Source organism: Priestia sp. 53B2 (assembly GCF_056099005.1).
Genome location: NZ_JBLZXA010000008.1, coordinates 1,013,912 through 1,036,873 on the forward strand (window position 1 = coordinate 1,013,912; position 22,962 = coordinate 1,036,873).

The 22,962-nt window shown below is 38.5% G+C and carries 21 protein-coding genes and 1 other annotated feature; of the genes, 8 read left to right on the top strand and 13 right to left on the bottom strand.

Annotated elements, in window-relative coordinates:
* Positions 1-202: 202 nt before the first annotated feature.
* Both ACN6NE_RS08585 and sppA read right to left on the bottom strand, forming a co-directional pair.
* On the bottom strand, positions 203-706 hold the full coding sequence (locus ACN6NE_RS08585; RefSeq protein ID WP_013059473.1) for an RDD family protein: 504 nt from the start codon (positions 704-706) through the stop codon (positions 203-205).
* 10 nt (positions 707-716) lie between these two features.
* Positions 717-1,727: a signal peptide peptidase SppA gene (gene sppA, locus ACN6NE_RS08590; RefSeq protein WP_474325148.1), complete on the bottom strand. Its 1,011-nt coding sequence runs from the start codon at positions 1,725-1,727 to the stop codon at positions 717-719.
* 149 nt (positions 1,728-1,876) lie between these two features.
* Between sppA and ACN6NE_RS08595 the strand changes: the two genes are divergently transcribed.
* Positions 1,877-2,677 carry an NAD kinase gene (locus ACN6NE_RS08595; RefSeq protein WP_013059475.1) on the top strand — a complete coding sequence of 267 codons (801 nt, stop codon included), beginning with the start codon at positions 1,877-1,879 and terminating at the stop codon, positions 2,675-2,677.
* A gap of 23 nt (positions 2,678-2,700) precedes the next feature.
* Here ACN6NE_RS08595 and ACN6NE_RS08600 read toward each other — a convergent pair whose 3' ends face one another.
* The 4 genes from ACN6NE_RS08600 to ACN6NE_RS08615 form a co-directional block, all read right to left on the bottom strand.
* Positions 2,701-4,293, bottom strand: coding sequence for an amidohydrolase (locus ACN6NE_RS08600; protein ID WP_474325150.1), 1,593 nt, complete (start codon positions 4,291-4,293; stop codon positions 2,701-2,703).
* Positions 4,294-4,416: 123 nt separating this feature from the next.
* Positions 4,417-4,605, bottom strand: coding sequence for an alpha/beta-type small acid-soluble spore protein (locus ACN6NE_RS08605; protein ID WP_013059477.1), 189 nt, complete (start codon positions 4,603-4,605; stop codon positions 4,417-4,419).
* Between the two features lie 88 nt (positions 4,606-4,693).
* A complete protein-coding gene (gene thiI / locus ACN6NE_RS08610; RefSeq protein ID WP_014458016.1) occupies positions 4,694-5,905 on the bottom strand; it encodes a tRNA uracil 4-sulfurtransferase ThiI in 1,212 nt (403 codons plus the stop codon).
* Positions 5,906-5,911: 6 nt separating this feature from the next.
* A complete protein-coding gene (locus tag ACN6NE_RS08615) occupies positions 5,912-7,054 on the bottom strand; it encodes a cysteine desulfurase family protein (protein ID WP_164796609.1) in 1,143 nt (380 codons plus the stop codon).
* Positions 7,055-7,276: 222 nt separating this feature from the next.
* Between ACN6NE_RS08615 and brnQ the strand changes: the two genes are divergently transcribed.
* Positions 7,277-8,632 (top strand): branched-chain amino acid transport system II carrier protein, encoded by a 1,356-nt coding sequence (brnQ, locus tag ACN6NE_RS08620; RefSeq protein WP_474325152.1) that lies wholly within the window; start codon positions 7,277-7,279, stop codon positions 8,630-8,632.
* Positions 8,633-8,662: 30 nt separating this feature from the next.
* On the opposite strand, the gene ezrA is transcribed toward brnQ, so the two are convergent.
* On the bottom strand, positions 8,663-10,354 hold the full coding sequence (ezrA, locus tag ACN6NE_RS08625) for a septation ring formation regulator EzrA (RefSeq protein WP_013059480.1): 1,692 nt from the start codon (positions 10,352-10,354) through the stop codon (positions 8,663-8,665).
* Between the two features lie 213 nt (positions 10,355-10,567).
* On the opposite strand from ezrA, the gene hisJ reads away from it, so the two are divergent.
* Complete coding sequence (gene hisJ / locus ACN6NE_RS08630; RefSeq protein WP_129705063.1) at positions 10,568-11,362, top strand: histidinol-phosphatase HisJ; 795 nt, start codon at positions 10,568-10,570, stop codon at positions 11,360-11,362.
* Here the strand turns inward: hisJ and refZ are convergent.
* Positions 11,354-12,001, bottom strand: coding sequence for a forespore capture DNA-binding protein RefZ (refZ, locus tag ACN6NE_RS08635; protein WP_474325154.1), 648 nt, complete (start codon positions 11,999-12,001; stop codon positions 11,354-11,356). The two genes, hisJ and refZ, sit on opposite strands and share 9 nt — an antisense overlap.
* Before the next feature lie 217 nt (positions 12,002-12,218).
* Here refZ and ACN6NE_RS08640 point away from each other — a divergent pair, with 217 nt between their 5' ends.
* Together ACN6NE_RS08640 and rpsD are read left to right on the top strand one after the other, a co-directional pair.
* Positions 12,219-12,698, top strand: coding sequence for a GAF domain-containing protein (locus ACN6NE_RS08640; protein WP_013085220.1), 480 nt, complete (start codon positions 12,219-12,221; stop codon positions 12,696-12,698).
* A 416-nt stretch (positions 12,699-13,114) separates the two neighbouring features.
* Positions 13,115-13,717, top strand: coding sequence for a 30S ribosomal protein S4 (gene rpsD, locus ACN6NE_RS08645; RefSeq protein WP_013059485.1), 603 nt, complete (start codon positions 13,115-13,117; stop codon positions 13,715-13,717).
* Positions 13,718-13,789: 72 nt separating this feature from the next.
* On the opposite strand, the gene tyrS is transcribed toward rpsD, so the two are convergent.
* Complete coding sequence (gene tyrS / locus ACN6NE_RS08650; RefSeq protein ID WP_013085222.1) at positions 13,790-15,049, bottom strand: tyrosine--tRNA ligase; 1,260 nt, start codon at positions 15,047-15,049, stop codon at positions 13,790-13,792.
* Positions 15,050-15,124: 75 nt separating this feature from the next.
* Positions 15,125-15,335: a binding site (T-box leader), on the bottom strand.
* Between the two features lie 139 nt (positions 15,336-15,474).
* Positions 15,475-17,190, bottom strand: a complete 1,716-nt coding sequence (gene acsA / locus ACN6NE_RS08655; protein WP_043975961.1) for an acetate--CoA ligase — start codon at positions 17,188-17,190, stop codon at positions 15,475-15,477.
* Between the two features lie 284 nt (positions 17,191-17,474).
* Between acsA and ACN6NE_RS08660 the strand changes: the two genes are divergently transcribed.
* The 3 genes from ACN6NE_RS08660 to ACN6NE_RS08670 are packed head-to-tail and all read left to right on the top strand — an operon-like array spanning position 17,475 to position 19,942.
* Positions 17,475-18,107 (top strand): N-acetyltransferase, encoded by a 633-nt coding sequence (locus ACN6NE_RS08660; protein ID WP_129705065.1) that lies wholly within the window; start codon positions 17,475-17,477, stop codon positions 18,105-18,107.
* Between the two features lie 30 nt (positions 18,108-18,137).
* Positions 18,138-18,779, top strand: coding sequence for an acetoin utilization AcuB family protein (locus ACN6NE_RS08665; protein WP_016765739.1), 642 nt, complete (start codon positions 18,138-18,140; stop codon positions 18,777-18,779).
* Positions 18,779-19,942 carry an acetoin utilization protein AcuC gene (locus ACN6NE_RS08670; RefSeq protein ID WP_129705067.1) on the top strand — a complete coding sequence of 388 codons (1,164 nt, stop codon included), beginning with the start codon at positions 18,779-18,781 and terminating at the stop codon, positions 19,940-19,942. Before ACN6NE_RS08665 ends, ACN6NE_RS08670 begins: the two co-directional genes overlap by 1 nt.
* Positions 19,943-19,971: 29 nt before the next feature.
* Here ACN6NE_RS08670 and motS read toward each other — a convergent pair whose 3' ends face one another.
* From motS to ccpA, 3 genes are read right to left on the bottom strand one after another with little or no spacing between them, the layout of a single operon-like run.
* Positions 19,972-20,628, bottom strand: coding sequence for a flagellar motor protein MotS (gene motS, locus ACN6NE_RS08675; protein WP_129705069.1), 657 nt, complete (start codon positions 20,626-20,628; stop codon positions 19,972-19,974).
* The gene (gene motP, locus ACN6NE_RS08680; protein WP_129705071.1) at positions 20,618-21,421 is read right to left on the bottom strand and encodes a flagellar motor protein MotP; all 804 of its coding nucleotides are present in this window, start codon (positions 21,419-21,421) and stop codon (positions 20,618-20,620) included. The genes motS and motP overlap by 11 nt, the downstream gene beginning before the upstream one ends.
* A gap of 53 nt (positions 21,422-21,474) precedes the next feature.
* Positions 21,475-22,473, bottom strand: coding sequence for a catabolite control protein A (gene ccpA / locus ACN6NE_RS08685; protein ID WP_013059493.1), 999 nt, complete (start codon positions 22,471-22,473; stop codon positions 21,475-21,477).
* Positions 22,474-22,962 lie beyond the last annotated feature (489 nt).

Sequence of the window (22,962 nt, forward strand, 5' to 3'; positions counted from 1 at the left end):
CTCGTCGCATACGCTCCTGTGGGGCCTCACCTGCTCCGCTTTTCCCGCAGGAGTCTTCGCCTTGCCCTCCAATCAGCTGCTAGAAGAATCTAAACAAATGAAACCTGCGTTTACCATAAAAAAAACGAACCACTAATCAAAGTCTTGATCAGTGGTTCGTTTTTCACTTCGTCTAAAATCCTTTTGTCCCAGCCTCTTTTTATTATCTGCTGATTGTACCTTCGTGTATGACGGTTGTATCTGCGTAGTAATCGTGGGCTCCTTGCTTCTTAGGTAAAAACGCAACTAATAAATAGCCAAGTAAAAAAACTGTTTTAGAAATATAACGTCCAACTCCTTCACGAAACAGCACAACAGGCCAAGTTAATGTGGAGTCTTTCAACGATACTACTTTAAGCCCAAACACCATCTTTCCAAGCGTTTGTCCAAAATACTTGGTCATTAAAACAAAATAACCATAAAAGATAATAACCGTTACAATCGTATAGGGAGAAAAAAATCCATCTCCTCGAGAAATACCTGCTAAATGGAAAATGGGCTTAATCAGCAGGGAGTTCAAGCTAGCTACCACAGCTAGATCTAAAAGATATGCCCAAAAGCGCATCCAAAAGCCTGCATAATGGAATTCACTACCTATTGGCGTACTTACCGCTGGCTCATGTTTTATATTGTCGTTTGATTCGGTTGAATGAGACTGATTTTCCATATTCCCACCTCTATTCTGCATATAAATACATCAGACGCGGAGAGCTTGGCTGCGCAAATGTTTTTAACATTGCAGTGACTTGTTCATCTCCACCTATTACTTTTTGCATGCTCATTGAAAGCCAAGAAGGCAGTCCGAACCCTTGATTGTATTGAATTACTTGTGCACCTTTTAACTTATAATCTTTCTCCATTCCTGTTACCGCATCTTCAAAATAGCCTAGTTGATCAACCAGCTTCAGCTCTTTAGCCTGACGTCCATCGTACACTCGTCCATCTGCGATAGAACGCACTTTTTCTTTAGACAAGTGACGTCCCTCAGAGATAACATTGACGAAACCATCGTACGAGTTGTCTACAAGTGTTTGCATAATTTCTTTTTCTTCTCCGGTCATTTCTCTTGTTGGAGACATAATATCTTTATGAGCTCCGCTTTTGATAACAACAGATTCTACTCCTAGTTTATCAGCCAGCTTGCCGTAGTTAACGCTTTGCATGATTACGCCTAGTGAACCTGTTAAAGTGTCCGGAATTGCATAGATTTTATTAGCAGCTGTTGAAATGTAATAGCCTCCTGAAGCAGCCATTGATCCCATTGAAATATACACTGGCTTTTTCGTTTCTTTCTTCAGCTCTTCAATTTTTTTATGTATTTCAGCACTTTCAACGACGCCGCCGCCCGGTGAATTCACCTTAATAATGACTCCTTTAACTGCCTTATCATTTTTTGCAGCCTCTAGCTGCTTTAAAAATGCTTGGTGGTTATAACCATTTTGGGACATAAGCGGAGAGGAACCGCTCCCTGTATCTTGAATCGTTCCATTGACCTCTAGCACTGCAATTTTCTTAGCTGCATTCCCTTTTTCGATAACTGTTTCTGATAGTTCACTGTCGTCTCCTCCAAATATGCCTGTTAGACCGTCATCTTTTTCTTCTTTGACTGAAAAACCAATATTAACAATCGCAGAAAAAATGAATAAGCAGGCCGCAATTAAAAGAGCAATCCACCTTTTTTTGTTCATGAAAATCCTCCTTTTTAGGTGTCAGAATTAAAAGATTATTCTTTTAATTCTTAAAGCAATAATGCTATAATTATTGTAACAAACTTTTTTTAAAAAGTTTACTTTATCGCTAATATTTTACATATCAGACAAACAAGGGGGAACTATCTATGCCAAATCGTCGCAACGTTTATTTCTTTCATCCAAAAAACCAGGAAACAAAGGCGCTCGTAAGTCCACTTATTGAACTTGCAAAACAATATGACTTTCAAGTAGTAGACCATTTCGACAGCGCTAACATCATTGTAAGTATTGGCGGTGACGGAGCTTTCTTACAAGCTGTCCGTCAATCTGGCTTTCGAGATGACTGCTTATATGCTGGTGTCACAACTTCAGATCAACTAAGCTTTTACTGCGATTTTCATATCGATGAAACGGATAAAATGATTGAAGCTATTACGACAGAAAATATAGAAGTACGTCGATTTCCCGTTTTACAAACTCAAATTGATCAAGGAACTTCTTTTTATTGCTTAAATGAATGTTCGATTCGATCAGGTGTTATAAAAACACTCAGTCTAGATGTTTTTATTAATGAAAATCACTTTGAAACATTCCGTGGGGATGGGATGATTATTTCAACACCAACAGGCAGTACGGCTTATAATAAATCAGTAAGTGGAGCCGTAGTTGATCCGTTAATTCCTTGTATGCAAGTCAGCGAATTGGCATCATTAAATAATAATAACTATCGTACATTAGGATCTTCATTCATCCTAAGCGCTGAGCATACGCTCACTTTAAAACTATCCAATGACAACAACCACAGTCCAATTATTGGAATAGATAACGAAGCATTAAATGCACGTCAAGTTGATCAAGTTCAAATTCGTTTAAGCGACCGTCAAATTAAAACGGTTAAGCTGAAAGATAACTCTTTCTGGCAACGAGTTAAGCGTACATTTCTATAATAAAAAGCGCCCAAGGGCGCTTTTTATTTTTGATATACAATTTCTCCATTAATAGCAGTCATCTGCACCTGCACCGATGGGATATCATCTGCAGGTATCTCAAACAGATCTCTTTTTAATACAGTAAAATCAGCTACATAGCCCTTTTGAACATATCCTTTTTTATGCTCTTGATGAATGGCCTGCGCGCTTCCTAATGTAAACAGCTGAACAGCTTCAAATACAGTGAGTCGCTCAGAAGGTATGTAAACGACCGAGCTGTTCGGAGAAGTTTTTCTAGAAACTGCTGCATGAATCGTTAACATGGGATTGATAGGTTCAATAGGCGCATCCGATCCGCCTGCACACATGACGCCCTCGTCCAATAACGTTTTCCACGCATAGCAATAGTCCAAATGCTCTTCTCCAATTTTTTCAATAACCCATGGAAAATCACTGGCTAAAAACCGAGGCTGAATATCCAGCACAACCGGGAGCTTTTTTACACGATCAACTAAATCTTTTCGTAGAATTTGCGCATGAATAATACGATCTCTTTGCCCTGTTTGAGGAGGATATTGTTCGATGCTTTCTACTACATATTGAAACGCTAAATCACCAATCGCATGAATTGCAACGGTCATATTCAATTCCCTCGCTTTTCTCACTAGCTGTTTTAATTCATCTAGTGATTGAATAGCTACACCTCTTGTAGAAGGGTCGCTTTTGTATGGAAAGCTTAAAAGAGCAGATTGACTGCCGAGCGAACCATCAGCAAAAATCTTCATTGGCCCTATTTCAATAAAAGCGGATGTGTCTTTCTTTTCTTCAAAGTATGTATACATATCATCTACAGCTTCATGATGAACAAGTAAATGAGCACGAAACAGCTGCTTTTCTTTATGAATAACGTCTTGAAATGCTTGGTATGCACGCAAAAAGCCTCCATAATAATTTAAATCTTCCGTATGTCCACCCGTCAATCCGTGCTGAACACAATCTTTAATGGCTACTGAAAGAGCTTGTCGAATGTATGCTTCTGATACTTGAGGAATATGAGCCGTTACTAATTCTTGCGCTTGATCAGCCAAAAAACCGGTAGGGTTTCCCGCTTCATCCCTCTGGATAATACCTCCTTCCGGATCGCGTGTTTCAGCTGTAATCCCGGCTATTTTAAGAGCCGTTCCGTTCGCTACTAATCCGTGACGACAGACTCGCTTCAACATAATAGGATGTGCTGTTGAAAGCTGATCAAGATCTTGATACTGAATCAAAGAGGAATCTTCCCACTGATTTTCATCCCACCCTTCTCCAATTACCCATTCTCCTTTTGGTGTACTCTCTACTTTTTGCCGAACGCGCATCAGCACGTCTTCCCTAGAAGTAGCTTGAGACAAGTCAAGCCTAAGAAGCTTTTCACCGTGACCAATTAAATGAAGATGGCTATCTACAAAGCCCGGATACATTGGATATCCTTTGAGGTGTACTTCTTTGTCAATCTCAGCACCCCATTTGATTCTTAGATCTTCTTCTGCGCCTATATCTTCAATGAATCCTTTTTCAACATATACGCTTTCTACATGCTCACCTTCTTTTAGCATCGTATATATTTTGCCGCCGTAAAATAAAGTCCCCATCGCCAACATCTCCTTTACTTTATAAAGCTTGATCTTGTCTCTATTATACGTGACAAAACAAACAAGACAAAAGAGTGGGGTTTCCCCCACTCTTTTTAGCCATCATTATTTAATTAATATGACTTATTTACCACCAAGTTGTTGCTCAGCCATTTGAACTAAGCGTTTAGTGATTTCTCCACCAACAGATCCGTTAGCGCGAGCTGTTGCTTCTGGTCCAAGATTTACACCGAATTCAGAAGCGATTTCGTATTTCATTTGGTCGATAGCAGCTGCTGAACCAGGAGCTACTAATTTGTTTGTGTTTGCCATGTGTTTTCACCTCCTTGTTGAATATAGATTGTGTCAAAACACATGGCATCATACATTATTTTTTTGGTAATTTTATGAAATTTAACTTTTAAAACAAATCTTCTACGCTGTCTGCGGTATTTGTAGCCGAAGAAGCTGTCATCTCAAGCGTTTCTACATTATTTACCGCTTCTTGAATTAATGTTTCAAAATCATAAAATTGTTCGTATCGATTTATTTTTTCACGTTTTGGCTTCGTTTTTGGTGAGCTTGGCGTAAAAATTGTACAGCAGTCTTCATACGGTCGATTCGAAATTTCATGTGTATCAATTTTGCGGGCAATTTCAACAATCTCTGTTTTATCCATCGTTACAAGCGGACGCAAAATTGGCGTATTAGTCACTTCATTAATCGCATACATACTCTCAACCGTTTGACTAGCTACTTGCCCTAAGCTGTCGCCAGTTACGATAGCTAACGATTCATTTTTTTCACGAATAAGGTCCGTAATTCGAAGCATCATACGGCGTGTAGAGGTCATGGTATAATTCTCTGGAATTTGCTTTTGAATCGCTTGCTGTACAGCTGTAAACGGTACAATGTGAAGCTTTACTTTTTCGTGATAAGCGGTTAATTTTTGCGTTAAATCGATGACTTTTTGCTTAGAACGTTCACTTGTAAAAGGCGGACTGTAAAAATGAACCGCTTCTATTTCTAAACCGCGCTTCATGGCTAAGTATCCTGCAACCGGGCTGTCGATTCCTCCAGAAAGCATCAGCATCGCTTTTCCACTCGTACCAACTGGAAGACCTCCTGCTCCGCGATAATCAAAACATGTAATATACGTTGCTTCACTTCTCACTTCTACTCGTACATTTACGCTTGGTTCTTTTACGTTTACCTGTAGATGCTCTGTATTTCGTAGAATATGACTTCCTACTGCATAATTTAATTCGTTTGTATCAAGAGGAAATTGTTTATACGCTCTCCGAGTAGATACTTTGAATGTTTTTCCTTCTATATCAAATTCTTTCATTGCTTCTAACGCTGCTTCTTGAATCGCTTCAAGCTCATTTTCAACTTTTAATGCTAAACTAAAGCTTTGAATACCAAAGATTTGCTGAAGACGTTCGATGATAGGCTCGTGATTTTCACCGTTTAAGTGAATATACATGCGGTCTCTTGTGTATTTTACGTGAATATTTTGGAATGCACTAAGAGCCGTTACAATATTTTTTCTTAGCTGGGCAACAAATTTTTTTCTATTTTGTCCTTTGGTTGAGATTTCTCCGTACCGAATTAAAATATGGTTATATATCATAATCATTTACCTCATTACTTTCTTTAGATCTTCAATTACTGTAAAAATAGCATTTACAATGGGCGTTACTTCATTATAATCATTTAAGCCTGACAAGCTCAATCGAATGGACTGATCGGCTTCTTCGTAATTTTTACCGATAGCTAAAAGCGTTTTGCTTGGCTTTTTTCGCTTTGATGAGCAAGCAGATGTAGTGGATACAAACACTCCTTTTTCTTCAAGAGCGTGAACAAAAACCTCGCCTTTAATACCTTGTGCTGTAAAATTTATAATATGAGGTGCCGAATGCTCACTTGGTGTATTAATCGTGATTCTTTCGTGAGCAGAAAGTTTGTCCATCAGTTCTGCTTTTATTTTCCGCATTTTTTGCTGATTTTGAGCAGCATGTTCAAGTGTTAAACGAAGTGCTTTAGCAAATGCTACGATTCCCGGCACATTTTCCGTGCCTGATCGATGCTGCATTTCCTGAGAGCCTCCGCTAAGCAACGGATGAAGCTGAACTCCATTTCGTTTATATAAAATTCCCGTCCCTTTTAAGCCGTGAATTTTGTGTCCTGATAATGTGCATAAATCAATTTTATGATCCGCTAAAGAAAGCGGAACTTTTCCAATTCCCTGCACATGATCGACGTGAAAAAGCACCTTCGAATAGTTCGTCAGCATCTGTCCAATTTCTTCAATTGGCTGAATGGTGCCAATCTCATTATTTACATGCATAACAGATACTAAAATGGTTTCATCCGTAATAGCTGATTCAATAGCCGCAGGTGATACAAATCCACTGGAATCTACCGGAACATACGTAACGTTAAATCCTAGAGCTTCTAACTGCTTGAATGGTTCATGAACAGAATCATGTTCAATATTTGTCGTAATGATATGCTGACCGCGGCTTTTATATTGCATCGCTACGCCTTTAATAGCCAAATTATTCCCTTCCGTTCCTCCAGATGTAAAGATAATTTCATTTGACGATACGTGCAGCAATTCTGCTACTTGCTCACGCGAACGGCTCAACAAATTCTCCGCCTGTACGCCAAATTGATGGAGGGAAGATGGATTGCCATAATAAGTTGTAGCTACTTTGGTAAAAGATTGTATGACTTCATTATAGGGTTTTGTTGTAGCGCTATTATCTAAATAAATCAAGGATGCGCGCCCCCTTCTTCATTTTTTCGGAACAACGTACTATCATAACATACCTTGATGCTTTTTTAAATTGGACGTTAGTTATATTATTGATAAACTATTTAGATTTTTTCAAAAAAACCTATATATGATTTCATAAATATGATAGTATGTATCACGTACTTTTAGTTTTTAAAAAGTCAGAAAATTTAATTATCAACACAAGATACACTAGGAGGCATTATGAAAACCAAAGCACTTACTAACAAAGAAATATTTGCCATCGGGCTTATGCTGTTCGCTCTCTTTTTTGGAGCAGGTAATATGATTTTTCCTCCTTTACTCGGACAGCAAGCAGGAACACACACTTGGAGCTCCATCATCGGTTTTCTCATTACAGGTGTAGGACTTCCGCTTATGGGCGTAATTGCTGTTTCTAAAAGTAACGGAAACTTTACCGAAGTAGCTAAAAAAGTTCACCCTATTTTCGGAATTTCATTTACTATATTGCTTTACTTAGCAATCGGTCCTTTTTTCGGTATACCAAGAACAGATACGGTAGCGTTTGAAATCGGCGTGACACCATTTTTATCAGAAAATGCGGTTGCAAGCAAGATTCCTTTAATTGTCTATACCGTTATTTTCTTTGGCCTAACGCTTTATTTATCATTGAATCCAACTAAAATTGTTGATCGTATAGGAAAAATCCTAACTCCTTTGCTGCTGGCAGTATTAGCTCTTTTAGCTATCAAAAGTTTAATGACCCCTATGGGTTCTTTTAAAGAACCTCACGCCAAATATATAGCCTCTCCATTTACGGGCGGCTTTATTGATGGATATTTGACAATGGATACAATTGCAGCTCTCGTATTTGGCATCGTCGTTATCAACAGCATCAAGGAAAAAGGCGTCACAGACGAACGAACACTTGCTTCGATATGTATAAAAGCCGGATTGATTGCTGCTGCTGGGTTAGCTCTCGTTTATCTCTCTCTCGCTTACGTCGGTGCTTCAAGCGTAGAAGCAATTGGTATGAAAGAAAATGGAGGAGCTATTTTAACAGCTGTAGCTACAACATTATTCGGTTCGTTTGGAACCATTATTTTAGGACTTGCTATTACATTTGCTTGTTTAACGACAGCCATCGGATTAACTTCTGCTTGCGCACGATTTTTCACGCAGCTGATGCCGAGCATGTCATATAAAACATTTGTTGTCATTTTAATGCTGTTTAGCGCTGTTATTTCAAATGTAGGTCTTACTCAATTAATTTCTATTTCCATACCTATTTTGACCTTTATATACCCTATTGCCATTACGCTAATTGCTTTATCATTAATTGAAAGAGCCATTTCGTCTGGGCGAGAAGTATATGTGACAGCCGTAATCATTAGCTCGATTCTTAGCATTTTTGATGGGTTAAAAGCAGCAGGAATTATCCTAACAGGCATAGACGATTTTTTCAAAAACTATTTGCCGCTTTATAACCAAGGCCTTGGATGGCTCATTCCAACAGTCGCTGCCGCCTTCATAGGCTATATTATTAGTATTGCAAGAGGTACACATCGCACAGATAGTATACAAAGAAAAGCGTCATAAAAAAGCTCGTGTCCTTTGGACACGAGCTTTTTAACTCTGTGAAGATACAATACGCTGTATACGATCCAACGCACCAGGATCTACTTGCTCAATAGCTGCAGATGCCTGTTTTAATGCTTCTTTGTATTCGTAATGACGAAATGCTTCTTCTGCTTCTTCTAAAGACTGTGCAATCGAGTGATGAGTACTTCTATAACGGTTACCGTATTGAATAACTCTTTCAACGAGTCGCGCTTCTTCTAACATTGCCTCTGTTTCATCAAATGTATCCTGAACAAAACCAACAGCATCTTCAAGTAAAGATTGAACAGCTTGAATATTAAGCGGTTTTTCTTTCAGCTTAGCGGTTACTTCATTTAAGATATGAACCGTTTTTTCAAGCTGCACTTTATATTCTTCAGGAACACCAGGAAGGTTGCTTTTTTGAATAAGGCGTCGTGCTTCAATCAACTGAGATTTCAGTTCTTCTATTTTGTCCTTAGCTGATAGCTCATCTTTGCGAAGAGCTTGTAGCATATCGCTATAGGATTCCTGAGATTCTTTTAATTGGTTAAGCTGTTTGGAAACGTCTTCGAGTTCTTCTTGGATCACACTGTAGGCTAAATTGTGCTCCGCCACCTTGTCCGAAATATTATAGTACAAGTTAGTCAATCGTTTTAGTTCGCGGTCCATTTTATAATATACGTCTAAATCGCGCTCTTTAAAATGATAGCTTTGCTGTACAAATAGCGTTTCTTCACGAAGTTCACGGTTTCGTTCTTGAAGCATACGAAGGAAGTTAGATACCGTATGAGATTCACGGTTCATTTTATGATAGGAGAAAACCTCATGCTCAAGTGAGTCATATAACTGCTCTAAGCGTTCGTTCACATCATCTAGTTTTGTAATCGCTTCTTCCACATATAATTCTTCAATATCTGCAATAATTTCAGCAGTTTCTTGTTTTAAAAGCTCTACCGTTTCTTCTACTTGCAGATGATCTAACACATATCCCTGCTCACTCATTTCGCGGAACCCGTCAAGCAGTTCATTGAACTGAACAGGAAGAGTGGTCTGACACTCAACTAACACTTTTGGAATTTGTTCTAAATACGAATCAATAGCTGTTAAATCAGTTTTTAATTGAAGAACAATCTCACGTGCTTGAAGATAGTTTCCGTTAATCGTCTCTTCCTCGTATTTTTTAAACTGCTCTTTAGATGTATTAATTGCGTATTCTAACGTTTTTTCAGCATTTCCATAGGAATACCGATGTGCGAGCAATTTTTTCTTCACATGGCGGTGAAGCTGATTTAATTCCTCAATATCATATCGATTATCTTGTTCGCTACCAATTAAATTTTGAAGTTCAGTAAGTATGTTTTCAATATCTATCTTGGTTTGTTCTAAGGCTTGATCAATATGTATAGATAACTGCTTCGCTTTTTTAAATCGGTATTTATCTGCTGCTTCTTCCGTTTCAAACAGTTCTTTATCAATTTTCGGGAGATTAGTTGATATAATTTCATCCCACTGCTCACGCCAACGTTCAAATAGCTCTTCAGTTTGACCTGTCATGTTCAATTCTTTCACTTTTGAAATTTCCTCTGCAACTGGCGTATTTGCTAATTCGACTTTGATCGTTTCCAGGCGATCAATTTCTTGATAAATCTTTTTACGTGAAAACATTCCGTACACAACTAATCCGATAATAAGTATGATTAGTGCTATAATGAATTCCATACTAAGCCCCCTTACAGTGCGTTCTACATGACAAGTTTCTTATTTATAAAAAGGGTGAATTTAATCCTTTAAATTTTTTTGCGTCAATGTTTTTATGATACCATGTAAAGTCCAACTTTTGAGCAAAAAATTAAATTTTTTTATACAAAATATTGGCATGGAGTCACTTTATGTCGTTACAATGGAAAAAGAAGAAAAAAGGAGGCATTTTTTATGAAAGTTGACAAACATATTCATACTCCATTTTGCCCACACGGTTCACCTGATTCATTGCAACAATATGTTGAACAGGCGATTTCCCTGAACTTTGGCGAGATTTCGTTTACAGAGCATGCTCCATTACCAAAAAGCTTCAGTGATCCGACGCCTGATCGCGACAGCGGAATGGATCCTGACAAACTTGATCGCTACATTCAAAACGTACAGCAAGTTAAAAAAGAATTTGAGCTCGATATTCGTATTAATATCGGATTGGAAGTTGACTTTATTGAAGGATTTGAACACGAAACAACAGATTTCTTAAACGAGTATGGTCCTTATCTCGATGACAGCATCCTTTCTGTCCACTTCTTAAAACATGAAGAAGGATATGACTGCCTAGATTTTAGCGCTGACGTATTTGCACATATTGTACAGAAGTTTGGCAGCGTAAGCAAAGTATATGATAAGTATTACAACACGGTATTACGCTCTGTACAGGCCAATTTAGGCGTTTATAAGCCTAAGCGCATTGGTCATATGACGCTCGTACATAAATTTCAAACTCGCTTTCCATATGAAGACAAACTTTCCCCTATTATTTTATCAATACTCGATGAAATAAAAATGAAAGATCTGGCTTTGGACTATAATGGTGCAGGGTTGTTTAAGCCTTTGTGCAAGGAAGCGTATCCAGCTCCCTTTGTCGTAAAAGCAGCCCAACAGAAAAAAATCCCTCTCGTATATGGGTCAGACGCCCACTGTGCGAAGGATTTAGGCCAAGGCTATGGAGAGCTCCATTTAGGATAATTGAACGCGCAGTTTGTTTGTCCGTTCATATGGCAAACATACCGTTGTGTGCACCCATTGCTCAAGCTCAATCGCATATTGCTGAACAAAATACGGTTCGTGAGGCAATATATGAAGAACTTCACTTAGGTACTGAGGATGAAGATAAGGCATAGACAGCATGCCCTTAAGCTCAATGATTGTAAAGGAAACGTGCACCTTTCGAAATTCCTTTTCTTTCATCCCTCTTTCAAGGATTGTTTTTAAGTAGTATTTTTCCTTGGTTAAATACGTAGTCATAACTTCTCGAATTAAAATCGTGTCAAGAGAGATTTCTCTATATACGAGACGGGCAATATGCCTATTTTCGTGCTGGTAATGTAAGATAGCTCGAATCATCACGATCATACTTTCTGTTGAAGACAGCTTTTTCATTTCTTGGAATGCTTGCTCCAGTACTCCAATATAACCTTCAAAATAAGAAATCACTAAACTTTCAAGCAACCCTTCTTTGCTATGAAAATAATATGAAATATTCGCTACGTTCACTTTAGCTTTTCCTGCAATCTCGCGCACCGACGTACCATCAAAACCTTTTACGTTAAAAAGAGAAACAGCCGCATCAATAATTTTCTCTTTCGTTTTTGACTGTACAGCCATCTATCTACACCTCATTTCGATTTATTTTTATAAAACACATATGATTGCAAAATTGTGTAGAAATCGTTACAGTATTTAAAAAGGATTTTAGTAGCCTCTCTACATAATTCGTGATAGGCTTTTTAGTTCCTGTAATCTTTTATCGACAAAGTAGCGTTAAAACTGACGTTTCCTGATAAAAACTCATTAAATCTTATGTTGAATGGAGGAGAATACATTGTTTAATGTCGAAAACTACAGCGGCTCAAAACAAAAGGATTATGAATTAGTAATTAAGCAATTACGCGCCTTATTAGAAGGAGAAAGCAATACAATTGCTAATCTAGCAAATGCTTCAGCTTTACTAAATCAATTTTTAAATGAAGTAAACTGGGTAGGCTTTTATTTAATGGAAGACGGTGAGTTAGTACTCGGCCCTTTCCAGGGGCTGCCGGCTTGTGTTCGCATTCCACTTGGAAAAGGCGTATGCGGTACAGCAGCTCAAAATCAAAGAACAGAGCGAATCGAAGATGTTCATGCATTCCCTGGCCACATTGCATGTGATGCTGCTTCTCAATCTGAAATCGTTGTACCAATGGTAAAAGATGGTAAACTTTTAGGTGTTCTTGATATTGACAGTCCAATCAAAAATCGCTTTGATGAAATCGATCAACAGTATCTTGAAGAATTCGTCAAAGAACTCACTTCTTTTCTTTGAATATGAATAAGCAAAAAAACCGCTGCAAATCAGCGGTTTTTGCTTATTAAACAAACGTTTGATTAGCCCATCACCACCGTTTTCTTACGTTCTTTCTTCTCCTTTCATACTTCAAAAGAATATATCCTTTCTTTTACATTCTTTTAATCTTCAATCTTCCTTGACTTTATACGAGGAAACACCTATAATACTCGTTGTGTGAAATATTGCAGCTTATACAATCTTCTTTATGTTTTTTCATTTTGTTCCTCATTAAAAGATTGTTTTACAGAAGTAGCAATTCTTTTAACAAGATGGTGTATCGTGTAACTCTCTGCTGCTAGAGCGATGGTACATGAAAACAAAATGAGCATATCGCTAGAATGTGTCTGTTTTTGTTTTGCATAAAATAAAAACACAAACAAGGAGGAGTCATCATGGCTCGTTATACAGGTCCAAGTTGGAAAATCTCTCGTCGCTTAGGTCTTTCTCTAAGTGGTACAGGTAAAGAATTAGAAAAACGCCCTTACGCTCCAGGTCCACACGGCCCAGGTCAACGTAAGAAAATTTCTGAGTACGGTTTACAATTACAAGAAAAGCAAAAATTACGCCACATGTATGGTGTAACTGAGCGTCAATTCCGTAACTTATTCGTTGCTGCTGGTAAATTAACTGGTAAGCACGGTGAGAACTTCATGATTCTTTTAGAAGCTCGTCTTGATAACTTAGTATACCGTATGGGTCTTGCACGCACTCGTCGTCAAGCTCGTCAATTAGTTAACCACGGTCACGTTTTAGTTGACGGTAAACGCGTTGACATCCCATCTTACCGTGTACAACCTGGTCAAGTGATCGGTGTTCGCGAAAAATCTCGCAACCTTTCAATCGTGAAAGAAGCGCTTGAAGTTAACAACTTCGTACCAGACTACTTAACAGTAGACGCTGAGAAATTAGAAGGTACATTCACTCGCTTACCAGAGCGTTCTGAATTATCTGCTGAAATCAACGAAGCACTAATCGTAGAGTTCTACTCTCGTTAATAGTAAAAAGCCGTTCCTTATGGAGCGGCTTTTTTACTGTCTATATAAAAAAAAGGCCTTTCGGCCTTTTTTTTATGCGTATTGAATAAGCGTATATTTTTTCTTGCCTCGACGAATCACTGTGAATTGACCTTCAATACGGTCTTCTGCACCTACTGTTTTTTGTAAATCTTGTTCACGCTCACCGTTTAAGTAAATCGCACCGTTTGAAATATCTTCACGTGCTTGACGTTTAGAAGGAGAAATTTTACTTTCTACAAGTAAATCAATTAAACCAATATCTTCACCTGTATGCGTGTAAGAAGGAACATCCTTGAATCCTTGCTTAATTTCTTCTGCTGTTAACTCTGAAATACTTCCGCTAAATAAAGCTTGGGAAATACGAATTGCTTGCTCAAGAGCTTCTTCACCGTGTACAAGCGTAGTCATCGCTGCCGCTAGTGCTTTTTGTGCTTCGCGTTTTTCAGGAGCTTCTTTTGCAGAAGCTGCTAATTCATTAATTTCTTCGTGTGATAAGAATGTAAAGTATTTTAAATATTTTATAACATCACGATCATCTGTATTAATCCAGAATTGGTAGAATTCATACGGACTTGTTTTTTCAGGGTCTAACCAGATTGCTCCGCCTTCTGTTTTACCGAACTTCGTCCCGTCCGCTTTTGTTACAAGCGGAACTGTTAATCCAAATGCTTTTGCATCTTCTTCTGATTTACGAATTAATTCTAAGCCAGCCGTAATATTTCCCCATTGGTCGCTGCCTCCAATTTGAAGCTTACAGTTATATGTTTGGTATAAATTCAAGAAATCGTATGACTGTAAAATCATATAGCTAAATTCCGTAAATGAAATGCCTGATTCGATACGAGATTGAACAGAATCCTTTGCCATCATATAGTTAATACCAAAGTTTTTACCGATATCTCGTAGGAATGTAATAACATCTAATGAGCCAATCCAGTCATAGTTATTTGCAATAACTGCTGCATTTTCACCTTCTTCGAAATCTAAGAAGCGTGAAAGCTGACCTTTAATACGCTCACTAAACATGGCAACCGTTTCTTTTTCATTTAACGTACGCTCTGCTTTTTTACCGCTTGGATCCCCAATAAGACCCGTACCTCCACCAACTAATGCAATTGGTTGGTGTCCAGCTTGTTGAAAGCGACGTAAAATTAAAACAGGAAGCATGTGGCCGATGTGAAGGCTGTCGGCTGTCGGATCGAATCCGCAGTACAAACGAACAGACTCTTTACTCAAAAGTTCACTTAAACCTTTTTCATCCGTTTGTTGGTTAATGAGCCCTCGAAACTCAAGATCTTGTAAAATATCCATGTTATATATTCTCTCCTTTATCTAATTGCTCGTTACAATTTGTTGAACAACATAAAAAACGCCCCTTCTTAAAAAAGAAGGGACGAAAATATCGCGGTACCACCCTATTTGGAAATAAATTATTTCCCACTTAAATGATGTAACGGTCTACCCGTCTTTTGCTACTGTAAGTTCACAAAAGATGCTCAAGGACGTATTTCATATTTGTCTATGTACTGATTTTCAGCAACCATCAGCTCTCTTAAACAGGGAGACAAGTATTACTTCTTCCTATCACTGCAGTTTATTTTATTTAAAAGTTTACACCCCACAATTATGAATGATTTCATTTTAAAATTCAAGTCCAAAAAAAAGTTCAAACAGCTGGCTGTTTGAACTTTATAAAAATCACTTATTTTCCCTACAAAGATTGAAACATTTACTCCTTAGTCTTCCATCGTTGACAAATCGCCCGTTGGCAAATCTAATTCCCACGCTTTTAAAACGCGACGCATAATTTTACCGCTTCGTGTTTTAGGTAGCTTATCTTTAAACTCGATTTCACGCGGGGCTGCATGAGCAGCTAACCCTTTTTTCACAAATTGACGAATATCTTCAATCAGTTCATCTGAAGATTCATACCCATCTCTAAGTGCGATAAATGCTTTAATAATTTCCCCGCGCACAGGGTCAGGCTTACCAATAACACCCGCTTCTGCTACAGCAGGGTGTTCAACAAGCTTACTTTCTACTTCAAATGGACCCACGCGTTCTCCTGCCGTCATAATAACATCATCGATTCGGCCTTGGAACCAAAAATAACCGTCTTCATCCATATACGCCGAATCACCTGATACGTACCAATCACCTGGCATAAAATATGACTCATACTTTTCTTTGTTGTTCCAAATCGTATGCATCATAGATGGCCAGCCTTTTTTAATTGCTAAGTTACCCATTCGATAAGGTGGAAGCTCTTGTCCTTGATCGTCAACGATTGCTGCTTGTACACCTGGAATTGGTTTCCCCATAGATCCTGGCTTAATTTTCATAGACGGATAATTACAAATCGTCTGACCGCCAGTTTCAGTCATCCACCACGTATCATGAATACGTTTTTGGAACACCTTCATTCCCCAGCGTACCACTTCAGGATTTAACGGTTCTCCCACACTTAATACATGTCTGAGATTGCTTAAATCATAGCGTTTAACTAAGTCATCACCAGCACCCATTAGCATACGAAAAGCTGTAGGTGCACTGTACCAAACCGTTACGCCAAAATCTTCAAGTGCTTGATACCATGCATCTGGACTAAATCGTCCTCCTACAATCACATTGGTTGCTCCAGCAAGCCAAGGACCAAAAATCCCATAAGAAGTCCCCGTTACCCAACCGGGATCTGCTGTACACCAATACACATCGTCATCTTTTAAGTCGAGTACCCATTTTGCAGTTTGATAGTGCTGAAGCATTGCGTTGTGAACATGAAGTACGCCTTTTGGTTTGCCAGTTGAACCTGATGTATAATGAAGCAGCATACCATCTGTCCTATCTACCCACTCAATTTCCACCTCTTTATTCGCCGCTTCTAATCGCTTCAGAAAATCTAGTTGAATGCCTTCTTCTTCTACATTTTCCCCTACAAGGAGAATGTGTTTTAAAGCTGGCAAATCTTTCACCGGAACGCGGCTCAGCAATTCAGGCGTTGTAATTAACACTTTTGCATCACTGTCTTGCAAACGATCTTTTACTGCACCTTCCATGAACGCTTCAAACAAAGGCCCAACAATAGCGCCAAGCTTCACCGCGCCTAACAATGCAAAATAAAGTTCCGGAGAGCGAGGCATAAAGATAAACACGCGATCTCCCTTCTCTACGTCTGCTTGTTTTAGCACGTTTGCGGCTTTGTTTGACCATTCTTTCATTTCTTTGAATGTATATTTTTCATTGCGCTGCGCATCTCGATAATAAAGCGCAACTTTATTTTTACGTGTAGAGTTTGCGTGCTTATCAATCGCTTCATAAGCTGCATTTAATTTACCTGTTTCATGCCATGAAAATTCCTTCTCCACTTGTGACCAGTCAAAGGTTTGATACGTTTTATCATAGTCCTGTAAGTTGTATACCCCTTCAATTACAGGAAGCGCTTCCACCTTCATCACAAACTCCCCCTTATGTATAAAATTTACAAACCTATTATATAACAAAAATAGACTTTTCACAATTTTATAAAAATTATTTGTCGGAATTAGGATAATAGTCTCCCTTGTTATATGACAACCTTTGTTATAGAAGTGTCGAATTAACAAGAATCTCTTTTAATTTTCTATTCTATGTTTTTTAAAAAACTCCTTTTCTTTTATTTAATTTTTTGAAAACGCTTTAATATAGAGTTTTTTTTGTATTATAATACAGATAAGACTGCTTGAAGGTGGTGATTCATGTGAAACATTCCCAAACATACAATATGAAAGAACTAAAAACAGCTGTTGGGGCAATTGTTATTGAAGGACCTGTCTCCTCCCAGACCTTGCAACAACTTGATTTTCATGAGCAACTAACGGCCTTTCGTCCACCTGAACAGCAAAAAGAAGCATTGATCGAGATTGCCAACTTGCCTGAAGGTAGAATCATTATTGCTCGCCATCATCATACAATCATTGGTTACGTAACCTTTTTATATCCCGATCCTCTAGAACGATGGTCGGAAGGAAATATGGAGAATTTAATCGAATTAGGAGCTATAGAGGTAGCCGCTCCATTTCGCAGCTATGCTGTTGGTAAAAGCTTGCTTATCGTATCTATGATGGATGATACAATGGAAGATTATATTGTCATTACGACAGAATACTACTGGCATTGGGATTTAAAAGGAACAGGGCTAAATGTGTGGGATTACCGCAAAATTATGGAGAAAATGATGAATAAAGGCGGACTGACGTGGTTTGCCACAGATGATCCGGAGATTAGCTCCCACCCTGCTAATTGTTTGATGGTAAGAATTGGGAGCAGAGTACCTCAAGAAAGCATACAAGAATTTGATAGCCTGCGCTTTCGAAATCGCTTTATGTATTAAGCTGACCTTTAAGAAAAGGAGCTGTGTCTGATGATTGTTGAAGAGATGATGAAAACTGATCTCGTTACCTTAACCCCCGACCATACGATTGCTGAAGCTATGAAACTTTTAGATACACATAAGATTAGACATATTCCTATCGTTAATGACCTTCATCACGTAGTTGGCATCATTTCTGATCGAGACGTAAGAGATGCAAGTCCATCTATTTTAGATAATACTTATACATCTGCTCTTCTATCCGAACCCGTGCGGATGATTATGCAAACAGAAGTCATTACAGCTCACCCTCTTGATTTTGTTGAAGAAATTGCAAGTATTTTTTATGAACATCAAATCGGTTGTATTCCCGTCACAAAAAACAAGCGGTTAGTAGGCGTTGTTACCGAAAGAGATCTATTACATACGTTTATTCAGCTTACCGGCACCAATAAGCCAGGTTCACAAATTGAAATAAAAGTAGAAAATAAGGCTGGCGTGCTCGCTGAAGTTACATCCCTCTTTGGTTCAACGAGAACAAACATCTTAAGCGTACTTGTCTACCCTGATGTAGATGAACGATATAAAATCCTTGTGCTTCGCATTCAAGCTATTAATCCATTGATTAGTATAAATACATTAAAAGAAAACGGCTATGAGGTGTTGTGGCCTAAATTACCGGAGATGACGTAATGACTAGTAATGCTGTATTTATTTATTCAGATGATATTCTTTCGTACAAATTCAGCAATGATCATCCGTTTAACCAGCTTCGTGTTCAACTAACATATGAACTGTTACGGGAATTTGGCGCTTTAGGCAATCAAGATATTGTATTACCGCGGATGGCATCTGATGAAGAACTTCAGCTTGTCCATGATACTAGCTATATTCAAGCGGTAAAATTAGCAGGAAGCGGCGAGCTTTCTGTTGAAAAAGCAGCAGATTTTGGTCTTGGAACAGAAGATACACCTATGTTTCCCAACATGCATGAAGCCAGTGCATTTTTAGTTGGGGGTACACTTACTGCTGTAGATTATGTGATGACTGGAAAAGCTAAGCATGCTCTAAATTTAGGAGGAGGATTGCACCACGGCTTTCGAGGAAAAGCTTCCGGCTTCTGTATTTATAACGATAGTGCGGTAGCCATCAAATATATGCAGCAAAAGTACAACGCGCGCGTTCTCTATGTCGATACAGATGCTCACCACGGCGACGGCGTGCAATGGACATTTTATGACGACCCTTCCGTTTGTACTCTTTCCATTCATGAAACGGGACGCTACTTGTTTCCAGGCACAGGAAACGTTAACGAACGCGGGCACAGTGAAGGCTATGGTTATTCATTTAATGTGCCTGTTGATGCTTATACCGAAGATGAGTCTTGGCTCGACGTTTATAAGACCTCTTTAAAAGAAGTAGCTGCTTTTTTTAAACCAGATGTTATCTTGACACAAAATGGAGCCGATTCTCATTATTACGATCCGCTCACTCATTTATGCGGCACCACGAAAATATACCGTGAGATTCCTAAAATTGCTCATGAAATTGCCCATGAATACTGTCAGGGAAGATGGATTGCGGTTGGAGGAGGAGGTTATGATATTTGGCGGGTTGTTCCTCGGGCTTGGTCATTCATTTGGCTTGAAATGATTGAACGAAAGGCAGAAGGCATGCTTCCTCTGTCATGGCTTGAAAAATGGACAAAAGTATCGCCTCACCCCGTTTGCACGCAGTGGGATGATGAACCTAATATCTATCAGCCAATTCCAAGAAAACCAGAAATAACAGAAAAAAACGCTCAAACTCTTGAGCGCGCTCTTTATCCTATTCGTTCTCATACATCTCATTCTTAAAAAAAGGCTATACAAGCGTATGGCCTTTTTCACTGTGCTTCGGGATCTGAAATAATAATTTCAACGCGTCTATTTTTTTGTAGATTGCTATTAGACGTGTTCGGAACAAGCGGCTTTGTATCTCCGTATCCAAGTGCTTCAAAGCGGTTAGCAGAAAGAGAAAAATGGTTCGTTAAATAACGTATGACGCCGCTAGCACGCGCTGCCGATAGTTCCCAATTAGATGGATAACGATAGGTGTGAATGGGTCGATTGTCGGTATGACCTTCTACTTTAATATCATTTGGAATAGTACTGAATAACCTTCCTAATTCATCCAGAAAAGGAGTACCTTTTTTCAAAATGTCTGCTTGTCCTGTTTCAAACAGCACCTGTTCTTGTAAAATAAGCACAACTCCGCGTTCATCTCGCTTAGCAGTAATGACATTCTGAAGCTTATTTTCCTTCAGGTAATCCTGCACTTTCGCTAAAATGTTATCCAGCTTTTGAGACTGCTGGCTCTTTTCTACAGAAGCTAATGAGCCACCGCTTGTAAGTGAATTGACAACGGTCTGAAACTTTTGATTATCAACGCTAGACATTGAAAATAGTAAAATAAAAAAAACTAATATTAACGTCACCAAATCAGCAAATGTTATCATCCATTTTGGTGGCTGTGGCGAATACCTTTTTCTTCTACGCTTCACGAACGTGCTCTCTCTTTTCTTCCAGCTTTCGTTTTTCAACAGGGGCAAATACTTTTAGCTTTGCTTGCACAAAGCGGGAATTTTGACCCGCCTGCAAGCCGATGACACCTTCAATAATCACTTCTTTAACAAAAAGCTCATGCTCCGTTTTACCAGCTAATTTAGCTGCGATTGGCTGAAAAAACAAGTTTGAAAGCAGCGCCCCGTAGAAAGTCGTTAAAAGAGCAATTGCCATGTTAGGCCCAAGCGATGAAGGGGTATTAAGGCTTTTAAGCATTAGCACTAGCCCAACGAGCGTCCCAATCATTCCCCAAGCGGGGGCATAATCGCCTGCTTTTTCAAACATACTTCGACCTCTCGCATGTCTTTCTTCCACTGCAGCTATTTCAGCTTCAAGCAGCTCTCGAATCATTTCCGGTTCTACTCCATCAATGGCTAGCAAAATACCTTTTTTCACAAATGAATCATCGATTTGTTCAAGCTCTGCTTCTAACGATAGAAGTCCTTCTCGACGCGCTTTTTCCGATAAATGTACAAATGTTCCTACAATTTCTTCTACGTTTATTTCTTTAGATTGAAACGCTTGTTTCCCTACTCTTCCCATATTTTTTAATTGTTTTAAAGGAAAGCTCACGCACAGCGTACCAAAAACGCCTCCCAGTACAATTAAAATCGATGGTACATGAATAAAAGCTAAAAAACCGCTCATTCCTCCACTTGAAATAACCCCAAACACAACCATAGAGATACCAATTAGTATCCCTATAGGTGTGAGCATATCAATTTTTTTCATATTCTATCTCCCCGTGTCTGAACTTTGGATTCGTTCTTATTCATTCACAGGTATTATTTTGTTGATTGTCTGAACTCGATGCGGTGAGGAAGCTGTACAATGCTGCTGTCTACCGTTTCTTTGTTCATGTATTTTGTTAAGAGACGCATCGCTACTGCACCAATATCATACATTGGCTGTACAACAGATGTTAACTGAGGACGAACCATTGTTGAAAGTCTTGTGTTATCAAAACCGATAACTTCTAAATCGTTTGGTACATTCAACCCGCGATCTTGTGCCCCGTGAATAACGCCTAATGCCATTTCATCCGTTCCAACGAAAATAGCAGTTGGCTTTTCATCTTCTTCTAGTAGTTTTTCAACCGCTTCAATACCTGAATCGTACGTGTAGTCTCCTTCTACAATATAAGAATCACGTACAGGCAATCCGCTTTCAGTAAGAGCACGCTTGTACCCTTTTACTTTTTTTGCATGGTTGATTGGTTCTTCTAACGTACCTGAAACGAATGCAATATTTTTATGACCGCTGTCAATTAGTGATTGCACTGCATCAAAAGCTGCTTGTTCATAATCAATAGTTACAGATGGGATTTGGTTAGTTGATTCGATTGATGCTGCAAGTACAACTGGAACCGGTGATTTTTTTAGCTCTTCTACGTGTTCTTCCGTTACATTCCCACTCATGAAGATGATTCCGTCTACTTGTTTACCAAGCATGTTATTTAAAAGGTGAAGTTCTTTATCTTGATTTTGATCGGAGTTACTTAAGATGATATTATATTTGTACATCGTTGCAATATCTTCGATTCCACGCGCTAATTCTGCATAAAAAATATTTGAAATATCAGGAATGATAACTCCTACTGTCGTTGTTTTTTTACTTGCTAATCCACGCGCTACTGCGTTGGGACGATAGCCTAGTCTTTCAATTGTTTCTAATACTTTTTTTCTAGTTGATGGTTTTACATTTGGATTTCCGTTTACCACACGAGAAACTGTTGCCATCGACACGCTTGCTTCCCTTGCTACATCATAAATTGTTACGTTCACAACAAACACTCCTTATCGAAAAACATTTCGTTTATTTTATCCTTATTTCATTTCTTGTATTTACGTATATAAATCCATCTTCCTTTATAGAATGGCTATTTCTAGCTCCTTCACTCTTACATACAGCTTAGATACCCTGTATGCATCTAAATCATTCCTGTTATGCCCTTATTATTACGTGGCAAAGACAATTTTACCAGTTTATATGTAACAATGTAAAAGACGGTGTATATTAAGTAAATAAAAAAAGTGAATCGCGAATTTATATCATATGCAATCACAGAATGATAGCGAATATCTGTAACTACTATACGATACTATGTGCTTCATCGCAACGTATTTACCGCCTTTTTCCGACAAGTTTCACGAGAATTTCATAAATTCTTGTTTTTTGGATTTGCACTTATTCTTTCCTATTTTGACAAAAGTTATCGACTGTTTTCAAAATACGTGATAATTTCGCTTATCTTTATTATAACGAAAGGCAAA